Source organism: Pseudomonas sp. SST3 (genome assembly GCF_003325755.1).
Window position 1 is genome coordinate 61,620 of sequence record NZ_QORI02000007.1, and the last position, 18,382, is coordinate 80,001.

At 60.8% G+C, this 18,382-nt stretch carries 19 protein-coding genes; 3 read left to right on the top strand and 16 right to left on the bottom strand.

The features are described 5' to 3' along the window. Positions 1–2: 2 nt before the first annotated feature. From DQ405_RS08950 to selD, 7 genes are all read right to left on the bottom strand, one after another. Complete coding sequence (locus tag DQ405_RS08950; protein WP_168423884.1) at positions 3–2,021, bottom strand: transglutaminase TgpA family protein; 2,019 nt, start codon at positions 2,019–2,021, stop codon at positions 3–5. Further along, positions 2,018–2,980: a DUF58 domain-containing protein gene (locus tag DQ405_RS08955; protein WP_168423885.1), complete on the bottom strand. Its 963-nt coding sequence runs from the start codon at positions 2,978–2,980 to the stop codon at positions 2,018–2,020. Before DQ405_RS08955 ends, DQ405_RS08950 begins: the two co-directional genes overlap by 4 nt. A 33-nt stretch (positions 2,981–3,013) precedes the next feature. Then, positions 3,014–3,931 carry an AAA family ATPase gene (locus DQ405_RS08960; RefSeq protein WP_168423886.1) on the bottom strand — a complete coding sequence of 306 codons (918 nt, stop codon included), beginning with the start codon at positions 3,929–3,931 and terminating at the stop codon, positions 3,014–3,016. 254 nt (positions 3,932–4,185) lie between these two features. After that, positions 4,186–4,788, bottom strand: coding sequence for a flavin reductase family protein (locus DQ405_RS08965; RefSeq protein WP_168423887.1), 603 nt, complete (start codon positions 4,786–4,788; stop codon positions 4,186–4,188). 85 nt (positions 4,789–4,873) lie between these two features. Further along, entirely contained in the window at positions 4,874–5,152 is a 279-nt protein-coding gene (locus tag DQ405_RS08970) for a hypothetical protein (protein WP_168423888.1), read from the bottom strand. Positions 5,153–5,181: 29 nt separating this feature from the next. Further along, positions 5,182–6,288 (bottom strand): tRNA 2-selenouridine(34) synthase MnmH, encoded by a 1,107-nt coding sequence (gene mnmH, locus DQ405_RS08975; RefSeq protein WP_168423889.1) that lies wholly within the window; start codon positions 6,286–6,288, stop codon positions 5,182–5,184. Further along, positions 6,288–7,322 (bottom strand): selenide, water dikinase SelD, encoded by a 1,035-nt coding sequence (selD, locus tag DQ405_RS08980; protein WP_168423890.1) that lies wholly within the window; start codon positions 7,320–7,322, stop codon positions 6,288–6,290. Before selD ends, mnmH begins: the two co-directional genes overlap by 1 nt. A gap of 210 nt (positions 7,323–7,532) precedes the next feature. Between selD and DQ405_RS08985 the strand changes: the two genes are divergently transcribed. Beyond that, complete coding sequence (locus DQ405_RS08985; protein ID WP_168423891.1) at positions 7,533–8,519, top strand: patatin-like phospholipase family protein; 987 nt, start codon at positions 7,533–7,535, stop codon at positions 8,517–8,519. An 18-nt stretch (positions 8,520–8,537) separates the two neighbouring features. Here DQ405_RS08985 and DQ405_RS08990 read toward each other — a convergent pair whose 3' ends face one another. From DQ405_RS08990 to DQ405_RS09025, 8 genes are all read right to left on the bottom strand, one after another. Beyond that, positions 8,538–9,629 (bottom strand): AI-2E family transporter, encoded by a 1,092-nt coding sequence (locus DQ405_RS08990; RefSeq protein ID WP_168423892.1) that lies wholly within the window; start codon positions 9,627–9,629, stop codon positions 8,538–8,540. Between the two features lie 78 nt (positions 9,630–9,707). Then, positions 9,708–10,511, bottom strand: coding sequence for a DUF4892 domain-containing protein (locus DQ405_RS08995; RefSeq protein WP_168424043.1), 804 nt, complete (start codon positions 10,509–10,511; stop codon positions 9,708–9,710). A 175-nt stretch (positions 10,512–10,686) separates the two neighbouring features. Further along, positions 10,687–11,544 carry an alpha/beta fold hydrolase gene (locus DQ405_RS09000; protein WP_168423893.1) on the bottom strand — a complete coding sequence of 286 codons (858 nt, stop codon included), beginning with the start codon at positions 11,542–11,544 and terminating at the stop codon, positions 10,687–10,689. Beyond that, positions 11,541–12,347, bottom strand: coding sequence for an alpha/beta fold hydrolase (locus DQ405_RS09005; RefSeq protein ID WP_168423894.1), 807 nt, complete (start codon positions 12,345–12,347; stop codon positions 11,541–11,543). The genes DQ405_RS09000 and DQ405_RS09005 overlap by 4 nt, the downstream gene beginning before the upstream one ends. Positions 12,348–12,451: 104 nt before the next feature. Further along, the gene (locus DQ405_RS09010) at positions 12,452–12,907 is read right to left on the bottom strand and encodes a hotdog fold thioesterase (protein ID WP_168423895.1); all 456 of its coding nucleotides are present in this window, start codon (positions 12,905–12,907) and stop codon (positions 12,452–12,454) included. A gap of 89 nt (positions 12,908–12,996) precedes the next feature. Continuing rightward, entirely contained in the window at positions 12,997–13,455 is a 459-nt protein-coding gene (gene sixA / locus DQ405_RS09015; RefSeq protein ID WP_168423896.1) for a phosphohistidine phosphatase SixA, read from the bottom strand. Further along, positions 13,452–13,790, bottom strand: a complete 339-nt coding sequence (locus DQ405_RS09020) for a DUF4389 domain-containing protein (protein WP_168423897.1) — start codon at positions 13,788–13,790, stop codon at positions 13,452–13,454. Before DQ405_RS09020 ends, sixA begins: the two co-directional genes overlap by 4 nt. Positions 13,791–13,809: 19 nt before the next feature. Next, on the bottom strand, positions 13,810–14,832 hold the full coding sequence (locus DQ405_RS09025) for an NAD(P)H-dependent glycerol-3-phosphate dehydrogenase (RefSeq protein ID WP_168423898.1): 1,023 nt from the start codon (positions 14,830–14,832) through the stop codon (positions 13,810–13,812). A 422-nt stretch (positions 14,833–15,254) separates the two neighbouring features. Between DQ405_RS09025 and fabA the strand changes: the two genes are divergently transcribed. Both fabA and fabB read left to right on the top strand, forming a co-directional pair. After that, positions 15,255–15,770 carry a 3-hydroxyacyl-[acyl-carrier-protein] dehydratase FabA gene (gene fabA / locus DQ405_RS09030; RefSeq protein WP_168423899.1) on the top strand — a complete coding sequence of 172 codons (516 nt, stop codon included), beginning with the start codon at positions 15,255–15,257 and terminating at the stop codon, positions 15,768–15,770. Between the two features lie 11 nt (positions 15,771–15,781). After that, the gene (gene fabB / locus DQ405_RS09035) at positions 15,782–16,999 is read left to right on the top strand and encodes a beta-ketoacyl-ACP synthase I (RefSeq protein ID WP_168423900.1); all 1,218 of its coding nucleotides are present in this window, start codon (positions 15,782–15,784) and stop codon (positions 16,997–16,999) included. Positions 17,000–17,141: 142 nt separating this feature from the next. Here fabB and sstT read toward each other — a convergent pair whose 3' ends face one another. Continuing rightward, positions 17,142–18,380 (bottom strand): serine/threonine transporter SstT, encoded by a 1,239-nt coding sequence (sstT, locus tag DQ405_RS09040; protein WP_168423901.1) that lies wholly within the window; start codon positions 18,378–18,380, stop codon positions 17,142–17,144. Between the last annotated feature and the right edge of the window lie 2 nt (positions 18,381–18,382).

The window sequence follows — 18,382 nt, forward strand, 5'->3', positions numbered from 1 at the left end:
AGCTATCGCTCATCGGGAACAGCTTTCGGCTCCCAGCGAGCACCGGATCGCCATGGCAGCTGGCGCCGCAGCCTGGCAAACGACGCTTGCAGTTCGCCCTTGCCCGACGGCCGATCAGCGTAACGCGCCAGTTCGTAGAGACGCGCAAACTCACGAATCGATTCAGCGCTTGCCGGGAGCAGAGCCGCCGCCCGTTCGGCGAAGTCCCGTGCACCTTCGCTCGCCTGGCGCTCGATGCCCTGACGTGCAAGCAATCGCTCGAAGCGCCGGAATAAACGTACCAGTGGATCTCGTTCGCGTCGCCATGGCTTCAACACGATGACGGCCAATACTGCCATCAGCAGCGCCCCAGTCAGGACTGTCAGCAATCCAAGCTTGCGCGCGTCGAGCTTGCCAAACAGCTCTTTCAATACATCCAGCTGGCGCTCGCCCTGATAGCCAAGTACCCAACGCTGCCAGCCGTAGTTCAGATTATCCCAGCCGAATCGCAGCTGATTCAGCCAGCCGATGTCACGATAACGCCGCAACGCCAGCGGAGAATCGTCAAGAAGCTCATCTTCGTCGGAAAGCGCTTCCTCCAGTCCCTGCTCGATGCGCTCGGGCGCAACCTGAAACGTCGGGTCGATTGCGATCCAACCTTGATCCGCGCGCCAGTATTCGACCCAGGCGTGGGCGTCGAGCTGACGAACGGACAGATAATTACCCGATGGATTGATCTCCCCGCCCTGATAGCCCGCAACCACCCGGGCAGGTATGCCGGCGGCACGCAGCATGAACGTCATCGCGCCCGCGTAGTGAATACAGAAGCCGTTCAGCGTATCGAACAGAAAGCCATCGACGATATCGGCCCCCACCGATGATGGTTTCAGCGTGTAGCGGTATGGCTGCTGGTTGAAATGCCGCAAAAGCGCCTGCACGAGATTTGCCGGATTCGGATATTCGCGGCGCAACGTTTCTGCCCAGGCGCGGCTGCGAGGGTTGCCCTGCGCGGGAAGCTGCAAGGCGCGCTCCAGCGTGGCAGGCGGAGCGCCTGGTTCGCGCAACGATTCAGGCCAGGAGGTCGCCTGATACAGCAAAGCCTGATCGATCGGGCGGGTACGCTGCAGATGGAAATCGGTCATCAGCCGCACGTCACTCGCTTCGACCTGCGGCACATCCAGGGCGTACAACCACGGGCGACCACTGGGCTGCATGACCACACTGTACTGCACCGGTGTGCCTCTCGGCGTCCAATCAGGCGCCTGCGGAACCTGTGAGGCAAGCGATTGTGACCAGCGCCGACCATCGAAGCGTTCGAAGGTTACAGCCCGCCAGTACAGCCGATCCCGCTCGGGAATCGGGCCTTCGAAACTCGCTCTGAATGCCAATTGGGAGGACCGGCTCAACTCGGCAATATCACCGGGAGACATGCTGTCAGACAGACCGGTAACGCCGCGGTCGCTTGGCTGTGGCAACGACCAGAGCGGCCCCAGCCGCGGAAACAGTACGAACAGAACGAGCATCAGCGGGATCGCCTGCATTAACAGCGAGCCCGCCAAACGCAGCGTTGGCCAGGGGTGGGTGCCGGCGGCACTCTGCTGCAAGCCGATCATTGCCGCCAGCAAAGCGGTGACTGGCAGAAGGCTGTAAAGCCCGGCCGGCAGGCTGTCGTAGAACAGGTAGCTCGTGGTCACGGCGAAAAAACCGAGGAAAATCAGCACCCAGGCATCGCGGCGACTGCGCATCTCCACCAGTTTCAGAATGAACGCGGCGATCAGCAGCACAACGCCGGCGTCGAGTCCGATCAGGCTGCCGCGCGACAGGTACACGCCGCACCCCACACCGATCATCATCAATGCCTTCAACCAGCTGCGTGGGTAGCGGGCGTGCATTCGAAAGATCTGTACCCGCCAGATGGCGCAGACCAGCCAGAGGCCGATAATCCACAACGGCAAGTGGCCAAGATGCGGCAGGATCACCAATACCTGCGCTATCAGCAGCCAGATCAGCCCGTTGCGAGGAATCATCGGGACAGCGCTCATCGACTGCCCTCCCGCTCCAGACCAAATACCGCGAGTTCACGCAGGCAGCGGTTACGGTGATCGACGCCGATATCCGGGCCGATAACGCTCTCATCAACACGCAAGGCGAACGGTTGCTGCCGTGCGGACAGCTCGACGACCCAATGGCAAAGCAGCGAAAGACGAGCTTCGATATCGCCATCCAGCGCTTCGAGATCAAGCAGGGGTTCCTGCCCGAGCAGCGCGGTGAAATCCTTGACCAACAGGCCTTGGCCCCGGGAATAAGCCTTCCAGTTGAGGCGTCGCCTCGAGTCGCCCGGCTGCCAAGGTTTCAGGCCTTGATAATCATCGATGCCGGCGCCCGAAGCCCGGGTGCCCTCGCGCTCCTGTTCAGCCGATCCATCGGTTTCTGGCAACGTCCCTGCTATCGGGCGAGGATAGACCAGTGCAGCCAGCTGCAAATCGACCCAACTCCAGGCCACCAAAATGCCCAGTGGAAAGCGGCTCTCGACGCGCAGACGCCCCGGCCGTAGCCAGCCGCGGCGTTCGGTCGGCAGGCTTAACTCGATTTCGCAGGTGCCCCCTGCCGGCACGTCGACTGTCTGCAGACCGCTGCTGGGCCAACCCAGCGCGACAGCCTGATAGAGACGACCGCGGCTTTCCAGCCGGACCTGCAGCCGCGCCTGCTCATCGAGAAAGACTGCCTGCGAGCCACCCGCCTGTAGCGTCAACCCGGCGAGATTGCGCCAGGTGTGAAGGATCGCGACCATATAGACCGAGCCGAGCAGGAACGTCAGGGCATACGCAAGGCTGTTCTGGTAATTGATCGCCGCGATCAACATCAACAGCAGCGCCAGCAAAAAGGTCATGCCCACCGGGGTCGGCATGATGAATATCCTTCGCTGATCGAGCCGCATGCTCGGGCCAGGCGGTATGCGCTTCAAAAGCCAGCGATCACGAACCCGTGGTAGCAGTCGCATGCGTGTCCTCTCGGCAGTGTTGGAAGTTGCGCATCAGAGCGCGGGCACTTCACGCAACAGCCACTGCACCAGCGCCCCCCCGCCGTGACCGGTGGCATCGGCACGCTCACGCAGGCGATGGCCAACCACCGAAGGCAGCACCGCCTGGACATCTTCAGGGATGACGTAATCACGTCCATCCAGGAATGCCCAGGCGCGTGCCGAGGCCAGCATTGCAAGACTGCCGCGCGGCGATAGCCCCCAGGCAAATTGCGGCTGCGTGCGGGTCGCCTCTACTAGCCGCAGCACGTAATCGACCAGCGCATCGCTGACCCGGACCTGCGCCACCGCCTCCTGGATTTCCACCAGCGCCGTGCGGTCGAGCAAAGGCTCCAGCCGAACTAGCAGATCGCGACGCGCGTCCCCCATCAGCAGGGCCTTCTCGGCGGCTTTCGCGGGATAGCCCAATGACAGCCGCATGAGGAAGCGGTCGAGCTGCGATTCGGGTAGTGAGAAGGTACCGCCGGAGCTGACCGGATTCTGCGTGGCCACAACGAAGAAGGGATCGGGCAATGGCCGCGTGGCACCCTCGATGGTCACCTGCCCCTCCTCCATGGCTTCAAGCAGGGCACTCTGGCTTTTGGGCGTGGCCCGGTTGATCTCATCCGCAAGAACCAACTCGGCGAAAATGGGCCCCGGATGGAACACGAACTGACCGCTGTCCTTGTCGAACACCGAGGTACCGAGAATATCGCCTGGGAGGAGATCCGACGTGAACTGGATCCGCTGGAATTCCAGCCCCATGACCTTGGCGAGCGCATGGCTCAGGGTGGTCTTGCCCATGCCAGGCAGGTCCTCGATGAGCAGATGTCCTCGCGCCAGCAGGCAGGCCATGGCCAACCGCACCTGTGATTGCTTGCCGAGCAGTACCTCGTTTACCGCTCGCAGACAGACATCCAATCTAGCGCGCATGCCACTCTCCTTCGATTCGTCCAAGTGATGCTACTGACCCGGCGCGCCCAGGCAAAGCCGGCGCAGACCTTTGTTGGCAAAGTTGTGACCCGGCGCTTGATCACGCTCACGCCTATGGATCTCGACGGCGTCAATCTCGCGCAATGCGATAGCCCTGCAGTTCGATCAGCAGTAAGCGGTGCTGCAACGGGACGACGATGAAGTTTGGCTTGATGAAAGGCGCCGGCCATTGGATGGCCTGCGTATCTCGCCAACTAAGATCGGAGCATCTCGAAACGCTCACGCGTGTAGGTGTAGCTGACGCCGCCGAGCCGGCCGACCAGGTCCAGTCTGGCCGGATCGATGCGCCCCCGCTCATCGAGCACTTCGTCATCAATATGTGCCAGCAGCACCTCAGCGAAAATCAGGTGGCAGTTGGGTGACTCCGTCGGGTACGGCAGGATCTGCGTCACCCGACATTCGAAGGCAACCGGTGCCGCCTGCACCCGCGGCACGTTCACACGTTTCGCCGGTTCACTGGCGATGCCGCAGTGCTCAAATTCGCTGATGCCATGGGGTAACGCTGCAGCGGATGCATTCATTGCTTCGGCCTGTTCGGCGCCGACCAACTGGACGACTAGCTCCCCGGTATCTTGTGCATTTCGAGCGGTATCCTTCGGCACGCCTTCTTTCAGACCGACATTGATCAGTAATGTCGGGGGCTCGCTGCTGATGACCTGAAAGAAACTGAAAGGCGCAAGGTTACTGATGCCATCTGCCGAGCGGGTCGATACCCAGGCGATCGGGCGCGGCGTAACGGTCGACGTAAGCCAACGATAGCTCTCGGCCGGCGTCAGTGCGGAGAAATCGAGCTGCATGAATATTCCCGGCGGAACCGATCGGCCAATCTGACGCGAGCGGAAAAAGAGGTGGCACCCGCCAAAGGCGCCACTTGGAGCGCTGTCAGCGCCCGGCGCGCGACTCGCGCAGGTAGAAGCGGGCTTTCTTGGCCTTTTCTACGCAGCCCTGGTAGGCCTCGAATTGCTGCTGAGTCTTGGCACCGGTCAGCAGAGCCATCGCTTTGGAATAACTCACGGTGCCAGCGAAACCCTCCGCTTCGGCAATGCTCTGCTCTTCCCAGGCCGCGTTCAGTTGAGATGCACAGCTATCGCGATAGGCGGTTTTTCCAGCGCAGCCTGTCAGGACCAGCGCCAACACGGACAAACAGATCAGACTTTTCATCGATACATCCCTCGTTCTCAAAAACCTGCTCAGTTTTGCTTGCCTGCAGCACGTTCGCGCAGGAATTCGACCACAGCGTCCTGCTCACCCGCGAACTCGATACGGGAGGCCTTGCTCTCCCGCTGATAGGCATACATTGGATCGTAGTACTGCTGCAGCAACGCCTCGATCCATGCACGGTGCAGATCGACCGCTCCGGTATTTTTCTGTTCGGCGAGTGCCTGATCCATGATCGCGGCCAGACGCGTGTAGCATTCGCCACCGAGCCGCTTGCTGATATTGACCAGACTTTGCCGCAAACGCTCGGCGAACGCCGTGAAGCCCTCCTCGCCCTGCTCGGCGATGAATTCGGCACAGAGATCGGTCACATAGTCCTTGAGGATGCGATCGACTCGACCTTCGAAGCTGTCATCCAGCCACACCAGCGGATAGCGCTGCATGCCCTGGAACAATGGCAGCGGGATCGAGCAGCGGCCCACCAGCCGCGCTTCGTCTTCGAGCACGAACTGCCTGGCTCCGGCGTGCTGCATCTTCAGCAGACGAATCGCCAGCGCATTCTCGAAATCGATCTGCACAGGTTGCGGCGTGGCGCGCTTGCCGAAGCTCGAGCCCCGATGGTTGGCGATGCCCTCCAGATCGACGCCGTCATCCAGGCGCGCCAGCACTTCAGTCTTGCCGGTGCCAGTCATGCCCCCGACCAGTACGAAGTCATCCTGGGCCGCCGCGTGCTCAATGGTTTCCAGCAGGAAATGACGCATCGCCTTGTAACCGCCAGTCACGCGCGGATAGTCGATGCTCGCCTCGGTTCTCAGCCACTGCTGAACCAGCTGCGATCGCAAGCCACCACGAAAACAGTAAATGTAGCCCTGCGGGTTATTCCGAGCAAAGTCGGCCCAGGCCTGAATGCGCTCGGCCTTGATCTGGCCGCTGACCAGCCGGTGGCCGAGCTCGATCGCTGCCTGTTGGCCGTGCTGCTTGTAGCAGGTACCCACCTTCTGTCGCTCAAGGTCGTTCATCAATGGCAGGTTGACCACGCCCGGAAATGCGCCCTTGGAAAACTCCACGGGCGCGCGGGCATCCATCATCGGGACATCGTTGAGAAACAGCTCGCGGTAGTTATCAGTATCGCCGCGCATCAACGGACCTCGACGGCAAAGGCGCCGGCTTCGATCAACTCGCCGATCGGCTCAAGCGTCATACCCAATTCAGCCGCGACCCTGAGAAATTCCGCCTCGCCTTCCGGCGCGACCGCAACCAGCAAGCCGCCACTGGTTTGTGGGTCGCAGAGCAGCTGCTTGTGTGCCTCGTCGAGTGCGGCAATACGCTCGCCATAGCTTTCGAAGTTGCGTCCGGTACCGCCAGGCACACAGCCCTGCTCCAAGTAATATTCAACCCCATCCAGGCGTGGCACGCGGCAGTAATCGATGCGCGCGGTGACTCCGCTGCCGTCGGCCATCTCCACCAGATGTCCAAGCAATCCGAAGCCGGTGACGTCGGTCATCGCCTGAACGCAGGCAAGCTTGCCGAAGCGGCTGCCGGGTGTATTCAGCGTGCACATCCAGTCACGCGCTCGACCGACGTCTTCAGCGCGCAGCTTGGCCTTCTTTTCGGCGGTTGTGAAAATGCCGATGCCCAGCGGTTTGGTCAGGTAGAGCTTGCAGCCCACCGCCGCCGTATCATTTCGCTTCATCTGGGCCTTATTCACCAGGCCTGTCACCGCCAGGCCGAAGATTGGCTCAGGAGCATCGATCGAATGGCCGCCCGCGAGCGGAATGCCCGCTGCATCGCAGACGGCCCGGCCGCCAGCAATCACCTCGCGTGCCACTTCCGGCGGCAATAGGTTGACCGGCCAGCCGAGAATCGCGATGGCCATCAACGGGTCACCACCCATGGCGTAGATGTCGCTGATGGCGTTGGTCGCAGCGATGCGTCCGAAGTCGAACGGGTCGTCGACGATGGGCATGAAGAAGTCGGTGGTCGAGACCACGCCACGCTCATCATCGATACCGTATACCGCGGCATCGTCACGCGAGGCATTGCCGACCCACAGGCGCGGATCGATATTCTGCGCGCCACTGCCGGCGAGGATCACATCCAGCACCTTGGGCGAAATCTTGCAGCCGCAGCCGGCACCGTGGCTGTATTGGGTGAGGCGGACGGGTTCGCTCATCTAGTAAGACTCTCGTGACACTGGCAAAACGGGCGCCGATTGTAGCAAGAAGGCCGGCGCCTGGCGGCATCCCGGATCGCGCCGACGCTTCGCCAAAGCAATACCGCGGCAGGAGTGCCTGCGAGCTTCGAATGTTTCAGCTGATGTATCAGAACGCTTGAAGCCTAGCGTTTGAGGCTTGAAGCTATCGCTCTGCAAAGGGAGAATCGAATGGGCAACAAGGTGGCATTGGTACTGGGTTCAGGTGGCGCGCGCGGTTATGCGCACATCGGCGTCATCGAGGAACTCGTGGCCCGAGGCTATGAGATCAATTGCATTGCCGGCTGCTCGATGGGCGCGGTGGTCGGCGGGATCTACGCAGCGGGCAAGCTGGACGAGTACCGTGAGTGGATCGAGAGCCTCGATTACTTCGACCTGCTGCGCCTGGTCGATCCGAGTTTCAGTCTCGGGGCGATACGAGGCGAGAAGATCTTCGGCCGTATCCGCGACATGCTGGGCTCGATCAATATCGAGGATTTGCCGATCCCCTTCACGGCCGTCGCGACCGACCTGACCAACCAGCAGGAAATATGGTTTCAGGAAGGCAACCTGGAACTGGCGATGCGCGCCTCGGCCGCCATCCCAAGTCTGTTCACACCTGTGATGCAGGGTAACCGGATGCTGGTGGATGGCGGGATCCTAAATCCTTTGCCGATAGTCCCGGTGGTCTCCAGCCACAGCGACATCATCATCGCGGTAAACCTTAACGCCAATAACCACCGACAATATCCACTGCCCGAGGTGATCCGCCCCGGTCGTTTCGACGCCATGGTCAGTTCGATCAGCTCGCACATACCATTCTGGCGCAGCAAGGGGCTGGAGGAGCATATCGCTGAACTTCAGGGCGCTGACGGGTCGGGCGACAACCAACCGCCAGCAGCTCCTACCGGGCAGAGCGCGCCGAAATCGGCGGAGGGCTCCATGGTGGTGGATGTCGGCGGGCCAGCATCGCTACTGGAATTGATCAACCAGAGCTTCGAGGTGATGCAGTCGTCGCTGACCCAATACAAGATTGCCGGCTATCCGCCAAACGTTCTCGTCAACATCCCCAAGCGCGCCTGCCGGTTCTACGAGTTCTACAAAGCGCCCGAACTGATCAGGCTGGGTCAGATCATCGCTAGAGATGCGCTCGATAAGTACGAGGAAGAGCAGCTCTAACCACAGCGACTGCTGCCCTTATCGGGGCGGATTCTGGTCCAGGTGCCCACCCGGTAGTCGCTCCGGATGGGCGACTTCCGGTACTTCCTTGATCAGCCAATCGCCCAGAAGGCTATAGGCGACCGCCAGCAGCGTCGGGCCGAGAAACAGCCCCATGAAACCGAACGCCAGCACACCGCCAAACACACCCAGCAGCACCACAACCAACGGCAGGTTGCCGCCGCGGCTGATCAGATAGGGCTTGAGTACGTTGTCGACGCCGCTGATGATGAACATGCCCCAGGCACCGAGAAATACCGCCATGCCGTACTGGCCTTGCCAGACCAGCCAGGCGACTGCCGGCCCCCAGATCAGCGGCGGAACCATAAGAAAGCTGAAGGCGAACGTCAGCAGGCCGAGAATCAGCGCCCCCGGTATGCCAGCAATGGTGAATCCCACATACGCGAGAATCGCTTGGGCAGCGGCCGTACCGATCACTCCGTTGACGACTCGTTGTACCGTACCAGCCACCAGCTCCAGGTAATGATCAGCGCGATCACCGATCAGCCGATGCAGCAGGCTGTGAACGAATGCCGCCAGTTTCGGCCCGTCGCGATAGAAGAAGAACACCAGCACCAGACTGAGCGCCAGTTCCAGCATACCGCCGCCAATTCGAGCGCTGCGCACCAGCAGCCAGTTGCCGACTTGGCCGATATAGGGGCGAATGGTCGCGAAGAATGCCGTGCCCTGCTCGTCCAGGGCGTACCAGAGTGCCAGCAGGCGGCCCCCGACCAGCGGTAGTTCACCCAGCCAGCCAGGCGGCGCCGGCAGGCCCTGCACCTGCAGGTTATGCACCAGCACGTTAACCTCGCGTATCTGGTCGGCTATGTTGAACCCCAGCCACACCAGCGGTACCGCTACCGAGACCATCCAGCCGAACGTCAACAGTGTCGCGGCGAGGGTCGAATTCCCTTTCAACCAGCGCGTCAGTGTCCGCATGACCGGCCAGCTCGCGAACGCCAGCACCGCCGCCCAGAACAGCGCGGAGGCAAAAGGAGCCAAGACCCACACACAGGCACCGAGCAGCACCAGGAGCAGAATCTGCACCAGCAGACGATCGTTGTTAAGCATCGATGTACCTATGAAAACAGGGTGCGCATTTGAGCTAGATGCACGAGAGGGGGCTCTATTGCAGTCTGAAACGCGCCCTCATTGCAACAGTTTGATACGCAGGCCTTCCTCATCAGACACCTCGGCCTCCAGTCGCCGCGCCTTGATCCGCTCCTGCGTAAGGGCTTCATGCCAGGCAGCTGCACCCCTGCCTTCCAGAACCACCCGGATGGTGCTATCGAGCCGCAGCACATTCGCCAGCAGCGCACCCCACTCCGCCGTAGGCTCTTGCGGCAATCGAGGCAGCCAAAGCTCGCCGGTATGTTTCAACTGACGCAACAAGGTAGCCGGATTCGGCAAGATGATGCCGAGCGCTGTATCGGGATTGAACTGCTCCACATGTAGGTAAGGACGGCCATTGCCACGCGTGACGCCGTAGAGTGCCATGAGCTGATCGGAATCGCCGGGCAGGCGCGCCAGCAAGTAGGCCTGCCTGGCGTCAGGACCGTAGAGCGTCGAACGCTGAAAGATCTCGTTCGCCCATAGACTGCTCGATCCACACTCGCGGCCCTCGCACCAGAAGAGCAGTTCTGCGCCATTCTCCAACAGCCGACTGCGTGCCCGCTCGAATGCTTCGATACCGGTATGGACCTCCGGCAGCAGATAGGTGACGGCTGTCAGCTGGCCGCTCGCGCTTATCTGATCACTCATCCGCAGCCGCCCACTGATGCGACGAATCGAGTCCAGCGGATAAGTTCGCTCCAGTACTTGTTGCTCCTTGAAGGCGACGATTCGCGACTGCGGATATCGCGGTAGCGAGTCGAAATCTCGGCTGCCAGGCAGATCAGCCGCGCTCGCCGCATTGGCGAGCATGACGAGCGTGGCTATCCACACGGCGCGTATACGGCACCTCAACGGGACACCATCCACTGTGCGGTCTGACCGTTGGGCGTGGCGGCGGTATGGCGTTGGGTCATCGGGGTGTTCCTGTTGAGGCGAGAGCCCAGCCTCACCAGTTGGCAAAAGCAAGTCAAGCGGGGCTTTGCGACAGATTTTTGCGCAACCGCTGCCGTCTGGCTCAAACCGCAAAGAACGGATTAAAAACGGCCGCCACCGTCTCGGCTCCCGCTTGGTCGTCCAGGTGCAAATGATGCCCACCCGGCAGTCGGTGCAGCTGGAATGGCAAGGCCTCGGACAGTTCGACCATGGCCGGTTGGGTCATCAGGCCTTGATGCGCCAAAACCAGGCTCGCAGGGCAGGCCACCCGGTGCACGAACGCCAGAGCATGCGCACGACTCAGCCGCATCGGCGACGGCAACATCAAACGCGCGTCAGTGCGCCAGGTATAGCCACCCGGGACCGGCATCAAGCCTCGTTGGGCCAGCCGTTCGGCAGCGTCGTGGCTGACCGCCCCGACGCCTTTCATACGTGCCGAGACGGCCTGCTCGAACGTGGGGTAGACCGGTTTGCGCTTGCCGTCTACGGCGAGCAGCGCCTGCAATGAGTCGCCGAGTTTCTGTGGTGCGGTGTCGGCCTCTCCGGTATAGGGGATCACCCCGTCAATCAGAGCCAGACGATCAATGCGCTCTGGCATGGCGCCGGCCAGCATGACCGAAACGATGGCACCCATGGAGTGGCCCAGCAGAGAAAATCGCTTCCAGCCGAACTGCTCCGCGGTTTGCAGGACGTCGTAGGCGTAGTCCCAGATGTTATAGGAAGCACCGGCTGGTCGATGATCCGAATGACCATGCCCCGGCAGATCCAGCGCGACGATACGGATCCCCTGGAGCAGCGGCGCCAGACGGGAAAAGGTGGCGGCATTGTCCAGCCAGCCGTGCAGTGCGATAACCGGCTGGCCATCCTCTGGCCCGTAAAGATGAGCCGCAACTTCGATATGCGGCAGACGCAGGCGGATTTCTTCGAACGGAATACTCATGCCGCACCTCTTCGGTCCAGTTCGCTCCAGCGACTGAACAATTGTCTGAGCAAGACAGCAGTGCCGCTCGGATGCTCAAGCGGAAACATATGCCCACCGGGCACGCTATGCGTCTCGCCGTGTGCAACCAACCGCAGCAGATACGCATGATGGGGAAGCACCACCCGACTCTCGCGGCCGCGCACCACCGCAAGCGGAATCTTCAGCGCATGCGGCCAGCCTGGGGTCATGTGCGGCACACTGCGGTAGATCCGGATTTCGGTTTCCGGATCGAAGCGCAGGCGCACGCCTTGAGCGGTCGTTTCCAGCCCATGCTCGATGTAGGCATCCAGGCAGTCAGGGTCAAACGAGCGAAACAACGCCTTGCTGGCGAAGTATCGCCGCGCTTCGTCTGGGCAACTGAATTCCTCGCGACGGCCCAGAGTGCGTCCGGCGGGCGTGAGCCGATCGATGAAGCCGAAGCGCTTGGCCGCCCAAATCAGCGTCTGGTCGAACCATGTAGTCATCGGCGAATCGAGCATGACCACACCACGATAAAGCTCTGGTCGCTGTAGTGCCGCGTGATAATGCAGCATGCCACCCAGCGAATGACCGACACCCCAGACTGGCTCTCCCAGCACCGCGAGCTGCTCAAGGAGTTCCTGCACCAGATTCTGCCAGTTGTCGTCCACTGGGAAGCGAGGATTGTGGCCGTGTTGGTCGAGGTGGGTCACGGCATACTCAGGCGCCAGTTCACCGAACAGCTTGCGGTAAGTCGCGGAGGGAAAACCGTTGGCGTGAGCGAAGAAGATGCGTTGCGTCATGGGCTCGATGCGAAAGAGGAGAAGTAGCCATTGTCTGGCCCCTCCCACTTCACAGCAATTGGCGTGAGCGGCAGAACCCAAGGCAGTCCTGCCAAACAAGGGGTCTACGACGCCTCTATACGCCGCGGGCTGTTTTCGCCTACGGGCATGACGGCGACCGTTAGGCGGGAAATGCAGCTGAGCTTACCGTCGTCGCCACTCAAACGGATGTCCCATACGTGGCTGGAGCGTCCGAGATGAACCGGTCGGCATACCGCGGTAACGCGACCACTGCGCAACGCGCGGATATGGTTGGCGTTCACTTCGAGGCCTACACAATAAAACCGGCTCGAATCGATGCACTGGTAGCTAGCCACGGAACCCACGGTTTCGGCGAGCACGACCGACGCGCCGCCATGCAGCAAACCGTAGGGCTGGTGGGTGCGGGAGTCGACGACCATGCTTGCGGTGAGGGAGTCATCGTCTACCGCTTCGAAACGAATATCGAGCAGACTGAGGATGGTGTTCTGGCGGTTTGCGTTGAGTTGTTCGAGTTCGGGGGGACGTTGCCAAATGCTCAAGTGTCGCTCTCCTTGATTTCTGATTTTTATTGGTGGCTCGGGGCTTCCCGCACGCTGCGCTTCAGTGATTTCTTCAACCAGTCCGCGCGCTAGTCCGGGTGGTGCAGCCCGGCGAGCTGCATCAGACCCGCCGCCAGATATTCTCCGTCTAGTTCCGCCAGACTCGCAGTTGCCATGGGCAGCGGTGATTCACGATGGCCACTAACCAGCCATCCCCCCAATGCCCCAACGAAGGGTTGGTGGGTCACAAGCAACAACTGCTGCTCGGCACGGCGGTCAAGGTAGAGCATCGCATCCGCTGGGTCAGTCTCAGGTGTCAGCCAGGGTACGGTTTCCACTGGCCCAGTAAAACCAAGCGTCTGACGGACTATTTCGGCGGTCTGCTTAGCCCGTTGGTACGGGCTGACGAGGATCGCCTGCAGAGGCAGGCCTTGCAGATGAGCGGCAGCGCGCTCCACTTCGAGTCGCCCGGCGTCGGTCAGATTGCGCTCCGCATCGGCACGAGCCTTGGGCTCGGCCTCGCCATGACGCAGGAGCCACAGCCTCATGGCTGCGGCTCCTGCTCCGGCGATACCGGGGTGACGGGCGGCGACGTTTCCCGATCGGCCGGCCGGGGTTTGGGCCAGTCGGACATCGGCCAAGGTTTGCGATCCGTGTTGAACGTGCCAAATCGGCCGATCTGAGCGACGTACTGGCTGAGGCTATCGCCAAGCCCCTGCAGGCTCTCGTTCGCCTTGCCGTTTACCGCATGCAGGACCAGCTGCGCGACCACGACGACCAGCAGCACCAGCTCGGCGACTTGCCAGACAAAGAAGAAAACCAGCATCCATATTGCGCGCAGAATCAGCGATTCACGATCGGCGCTGCGTTGTGATGTGCTCATCAGTATCTCCGCTATCGTTTCAGAAGCCGTCGGTGGAAATGAAATCCACGTCGGTCTTCGGTTCACCACGCATCAGCAGCGCGATCACCTGTTCCAGCGTACGCCCCTCGAACAGGATGGCATGTAGCCCTGCGACCAGTGGCATGTAGACCTGCAGCTCCTCGGCCTTGGTCTTCAGCACCTTGATAGTATTGACGCCCTCGGCCACTTCCCCCAAGCGTGACACCGCCTGGTCGAGGCTCAGGCCTTCGCCAAGTGCGTAGCCCACCTGGAAATTGCGACTTTTGGAGGAAGTGCACGTGACGATCAAATCCCCCACACCTGCCAGCCCTAAGAATGTCATGGGGTTGGCGCCCAACCTGACGGCAAAACGGGTCATTTCGGCAAGCGCACGCGTGATCAGCATGCTGCGTGTGTTTTCGCCCATCCCCAAGGCCGCAGCCATACCGGCCATGATCGCGTAGACGTTTTTCAGCGCGCCGCCGAGCTCGACGCCGAAACGATCGGCACTGGCATAGACGCGAAAGGTTCGTCCGTGCAGAGCGTGCTGCACAGACCGACAAAGCGCCTCATCGTCGCTGGCCACTACCGTTGCCGTCAATGCATGTTCGGCCACTTCGCGCGCCAGGTTCGGGCCTGAGATCACACCGATGCGGGCCTCTGGCGCGATCTCCTCCAGAATCTGGCTCATCAGCATGAATCCCTGCGCTTCGATGCCCTTGGTCGTGCTGACCAGCATCTTGCCCGACAGCTGAGCGGCGAAAGGCGATAGCGCCTGGCGTAGCGCACTGGAAGGCAGCGCCACGAACACCAGCTCGCAGTCAGCCAGCGCCTGCCCCAGGTTTGTGACCGGGCTGACCTCGGCAAGCACTGTCACACCTTTTAGATAGCGAGGGTTCTGGCGCAGGGTGCGAATGCTCTCGGCCTGTGCGGCATCACGCATCCACAATCGTACGCGGTGGCCGTTTTCAGCAAGCAGATTCGCGATGGCGGTACCGAAGCTACCGCCGCCTAGCACCGCAATGGGTTGCTGTTCAGTCATGGGGGATCCGTTTGAGCCAACCAGTGGCAATGATCGGCATTATACGTAGCGCTCGGCGCACAGCCAGTGCGAAGCCAGTTGCCAGTGGAATCATCAGGTTACAGTTTCCGGTGGCGCCTGCCGCTGTAAAAGATCCCTTCGTCTGGCCCTGCCCAGCGGGAGCCGACGCGACACTTTCCCCTATGGTCTATAAGAGACCGGATGTCACATGGTCGTTGTCACAGTTCAGGAGTGTTAAAGTATCGGCCCGTTTCTACCCTGATGTTCTCGCGATTGGTCGAAACGGGTGGTATCCATGTCCTTGCGCTGTGACTTTCGGCGCAAGGTCGCAGTCTACGATTAGACTTTATGATCAGACTCTCGATTTGCGAGTCAGATAGAAAGCAGCAAGCCCTCCGTAAAGGGACCATTGAGGAATACGCATGACCAAACAACAGGCCTTTACTCGGGAAGATCTGCTCCGCTGCAGCCGCGGTGAGCTTTTCGGGCCCGGTAATGCGCAACTGCCCGCGCCGAACATGCTGATGGTCGATCGCATCGTTCATATCAGCGAAGTGGGCGGCAAGTACGGCAAGGGCGAGTTGGTCGCCGAGCTGGATATCAATCCGGATCTCTGGTTCTTTGCCTGCCATTTTGAAGGTGATCCGGTCATGCCCGGCTGCCTGGGGCTTGATGCCATGTGGCAGCTGGTTGGCTTCTATCTCGGCTGGCAGGGCAATCCGGGCCGTGGTCGTGCGCTGGGTTCTGGCGAAGTGAAGTTCTTCGGCCAGGTCCTGCCGACCGCCAAGAAAGTCACCTATAACATTCATATCAAACGCACCATCAATCGCTCGCTGGTTCTCGGCATTGCCGACGGTACCGTCAGCGTAGATGGTCGCGAGATCTACAGCGCCGAAGGTTTACGTGTCGGGCTGTTTACATCTACCGATAGCTTCTGAAGGACTTCCGCATGCGTCGCGTCGTGATCACCGGCCTGGGTATCGTTTCCTGCCTCGGCAATGACAAAGACACCGTTTCCGCCAACCTGCGCGCCAGCCGCCCTGGCATTCGCTTCAACCAGGCCTATGCGGACATGGGTCTGCGCAGCCAGGTTTCGGGTTCAGTCGACCTGAACCTCGAAGAGCTGATTGACCGCAAAGTCCTGCGTTTCATGGGCGATGCAGCGGCTTATGCCTATCTGGCCATGCAGCAGGCCCTGGAAGACTCCGGCCTCAGCGCCGAGGAAATTTCCAACCCGCGTATCGGCCTGATCGCCGGTTCCGGAGGCGCCTCGACCATCAACCAGATGGAAGCCATCGACATCCTGCGTGACAAGGGCGTCAAGCGCATCGGCCCATATCGGGTACCGCGCACCATGAGCAGCACGGTCTCCGCCTGCCTGGCCACACCGTTCCGCATCAAGGGCATCAACTACTCCATCGCCTCGGCCTGCGCCACCAGCGCGCATTGCATCGGCCATGCCATGGAACAGATCCAGATGGGCAAGCAGGACGTGGTGTTCGCAGGCGGCGGTGAAGAAGAACACTACAGCCAGAGCTGCCTGTTCGACGCCATGGGCGCCCTCTCCAGCCAGTACAACGACACCCCGGAAAAAGCCTCGCGCGCCTACGATGCCAAGCGTGACGGTTTTGTCATTGCCGGTGGCGGCGGCATGGTAGTCGTCGAAGAGCTGGAGCATGCGCTCAAGCGCGGCGCGAAGATTTACGCGGAAATCGTCGGCTACGGTGCCACTTCCGATGGCTACGACATGGTTGCGCCGAGCGGTGAAGGCGCGCTTCGCTGCATGCAGCAGGCGATGGCGACCGTCGATGGCGACATCGATTACCTGAACACCCATGGCACTTCCACACCAGTCGGTGATGTCGCGGAGAGCAAGGCCGTACGCAACATGTTCGGCGACAAGATCCCGGCCATCAGCTCAACCAAGAGCCTGTCCGGTCACTCGCTGGGCGCCGCTGGCGTTCACGAAGCGATCTACTGCATGCTGATGATGCAGGGCAACTTCATCGCCGGCTCGGCGAACATCGAAGAGCTGGACCCGGAAGTCGCGGACATGCCGATCGTTCGCGAAACCCGCGAGGATGCCAAGATCGATACCGTAATGAGCAACAGCTTCGGCTTCGGCGGTACCAACGCCACCCTGGTGCTCAAGCGCTGGAAAGGCTGATCGATAGCGTGTAACAACAACGGCGCCTCAGGGCGCCGTTGTTGTTTGTGAGCTCTATCGAATTGCGTCGAGTTCTGCTTACAACGTATTGCAGCACACCCCCATAACTACGCGCGCGGCGCTGATGCAACGACCCGCCCGCTCAGGGTCGCACACCCTCTTCACCTACATCGCCATGAGCGATACACGAGGCCGCCGTGAACAGCGCGTCAGTCGATGAGTTAAGCGCAGTCTCAGTCGAATCCTGCACCACACCGATGATGAATCCGACCGCCACGACCTGCATGGCAAGATCGTTGGAAATACCGAACAGACTGCAAGCCAGCGGGATCAGCAGCAGCGAACCGCCTGCCACACCGGACGCACCACAGGCACAGATGGCCGCGAGCAGGCTGAGCAGAATGGCAGTCGGAATATCCACGACGATGCCCAACGTGTTAACCGCCGCCAGGGTGAGCACTGTGATGGTGATTGCCGCCCCACCCATGTTGATGGTCGCACCCAGAGGAATCGATACCGAGTAAGTGTCTTTATGCAATCCGAGACGCTCACAGAGCTGCATGTTAACTGGAATATTCGCCGCCGAGCTGCGGGTGAAAAATGCGGTGATCCCGCTTTCGCGCAGGCAGGTGAAAACGAGCGGGTATGGATTCCGGCGAATCTGCCAGAACACGATCAACGGATTCACCACCAGCGCCATAAAGAGCATGCTGCCGACCAGCACCAGCAGCAAGCGCAGGTAACCGGCCAGCGCAGCGAAACCAGACTCCGCAAGTGTTCCGGCGACGAGACCGAAGATGCCCAGCGGAGCGAAGCGAATCACCACCTTGACGATGAGCGTTACACCCTCGGATACATCAGCGATCAGGTTACGTGTGCTTTCACGCGCATGGCGGAACGCAATCCCCAGCCCAATGGCCCACGCCAGAATGCCAATGAAGTTACCCTCGATAAGTGCGTGCACCGGATTATCGACAACATTGAACAACAACGTCTGCAGGACAGCACCGACGCCCGACGGCGGCACAACGTCGTTCGCCTGACTGATCAAAGTCAGATTCGTAGCAAACAACGTGCTGGCAATGACCGCGACGACAGCGGCACTCAAGGTGCCCAGGGCATAAAGAACCAGAATGGGCCGGATATGCGTCGGTTGCCCTCGTTTATGGTTGGCCAGTGACGCGGTTACCAGCACGAAGACCAGGATCGGCGCCACGGCCTTCAATCCGCCCACGAACAGGTCGCCCAGCAAACTGACCGAAGCCGCCGCTTGTGGCGCAAGCCATGCCAGCAAGCAACCGGCAAGAAGCCCGACGACAATCTGCGTCACTAGGCTGACACGGTTATAGGCTCTGAAAAGCTGGCTTGAGAGGTTGGACATTG

Bases quoted from the DNA above. Each gene is read 5' to 3' on its own strand.
- DQ405_RS08970 (WP_168423888.1), bottom strand. From the start codon at position 5,152: ATGAAAAGTCTGATCTGTTTGTCCGTGTTGGCGCTGGTCCTGACAGGC.
- DQ405_RS08955 (WP_168423885.1), bottom strand. From the start codon at position 2,980: ATGCGACTGCTACCACGGGTTCGTGATCGCTGGCTTTTGAAGCGCATA.
- DQ405_RS09000 (WP_168423893.1), bottom strand. From the start codon at position 11,544: ATGAGTATTCCGTTCGAAGAAATCCGCCTGCGTCTGCCGCATATCGAA.
- sstT (WP_168423901.1), bottom strand. From the start codon at position 18,380: ATGTCCAACCTCTCAAGCCAGCTTTTCAGAGCCTATAACCGTGTCAGC.
- DQ405_RS08990 (WP_168423892.1), bottom strand. From the start codon at position 9,629: ATGCTTAACAACGATCGTCTGCTGGTGCAGATTCTGCTCCTGGTGCTG.
- DQ405_RS08985 (WP_168423891.1), top strand. From the start codon at position 7,533: ATGGGCAACAAGGTGGCATTGGTACTGGGTTCAGGTGGCGCGCGCGGT.
- DQ405_RS08965 (WP_168423887.1), bottom strand. From the start codon at position 4,788: ATGCAGCTCGATTTCTCCGCACTGACGCCGGCCGAGAGCTATCGTTGG.
- DQ405_RS08950 (WP_168423884.1), bottom strand. From the start codon at position 2,021: ATGAGCGCTGTCCCGATGATTCCTCGCAACGGGCTGATCTGGCTGCTG.
- DQ405_RS09020 (WP_168423897.1), bottom strand. From the start codon at position 13,790: ATGAGCACATCACAACGCAGCGCCGATCGTGAATCGCTGATTCTGCGC.
- DQ405_RS08960 (WP_168423886.1), bottom strand. From the start codon at position 3,931: ATGCGCGCTAGATTGGATGTCTGTCTGCGAGCGGTAAACGAGGTACTG.
- fabB (WP_168423900.1), top strand. From the start codon at position 15,782: ATGCGTCGCGTCGTGATCACCGGCCTGGGTATCGTTTCCTGCCTCGGC.
- sixA (WP_168423896.1), bottom strand. From the start codon at position 13,455: ATGAGGCTGTGGCTCCTGCGTCATGGCGAGGCCGAGCCCAAGGCTCGT.
- fabA (WP_168423899.1), top strand. From the start codon at position 15,255: ATGACCAAACAACAGGCCTTTACTCGGGAAGATCTGCTCCGCTGCAGC.
- DQ405_RS09025 (WP_168423898.1), bottom strand. From the start codon at position 14,832: ATGACTGAACAGCAACCCATTGCGGTGCTAGGCGGCGGTAGCTTCGGT.
- DQ405_RS09005 (WP_168423894.1), bottom strand. From the start codon at position 12,347: ATGACGCAACGCATCTTCTTCGCTCACGCCAACGGTTTTCCCTCCGCG.
- mnmH (WP_168423889.1), bottom strand. From the start codon at position 6,288: ATGCGCGGCGATACTGATAACTACCGCGAGCTGTTTCTCAACGATGTC.
- selD (WP_168423890.1), bottom strand. From the start codon at position 7,322: ATGAGCGAACCCGTCCGCCTCACCCAATACAGCCACGGTGCCGGCTGC.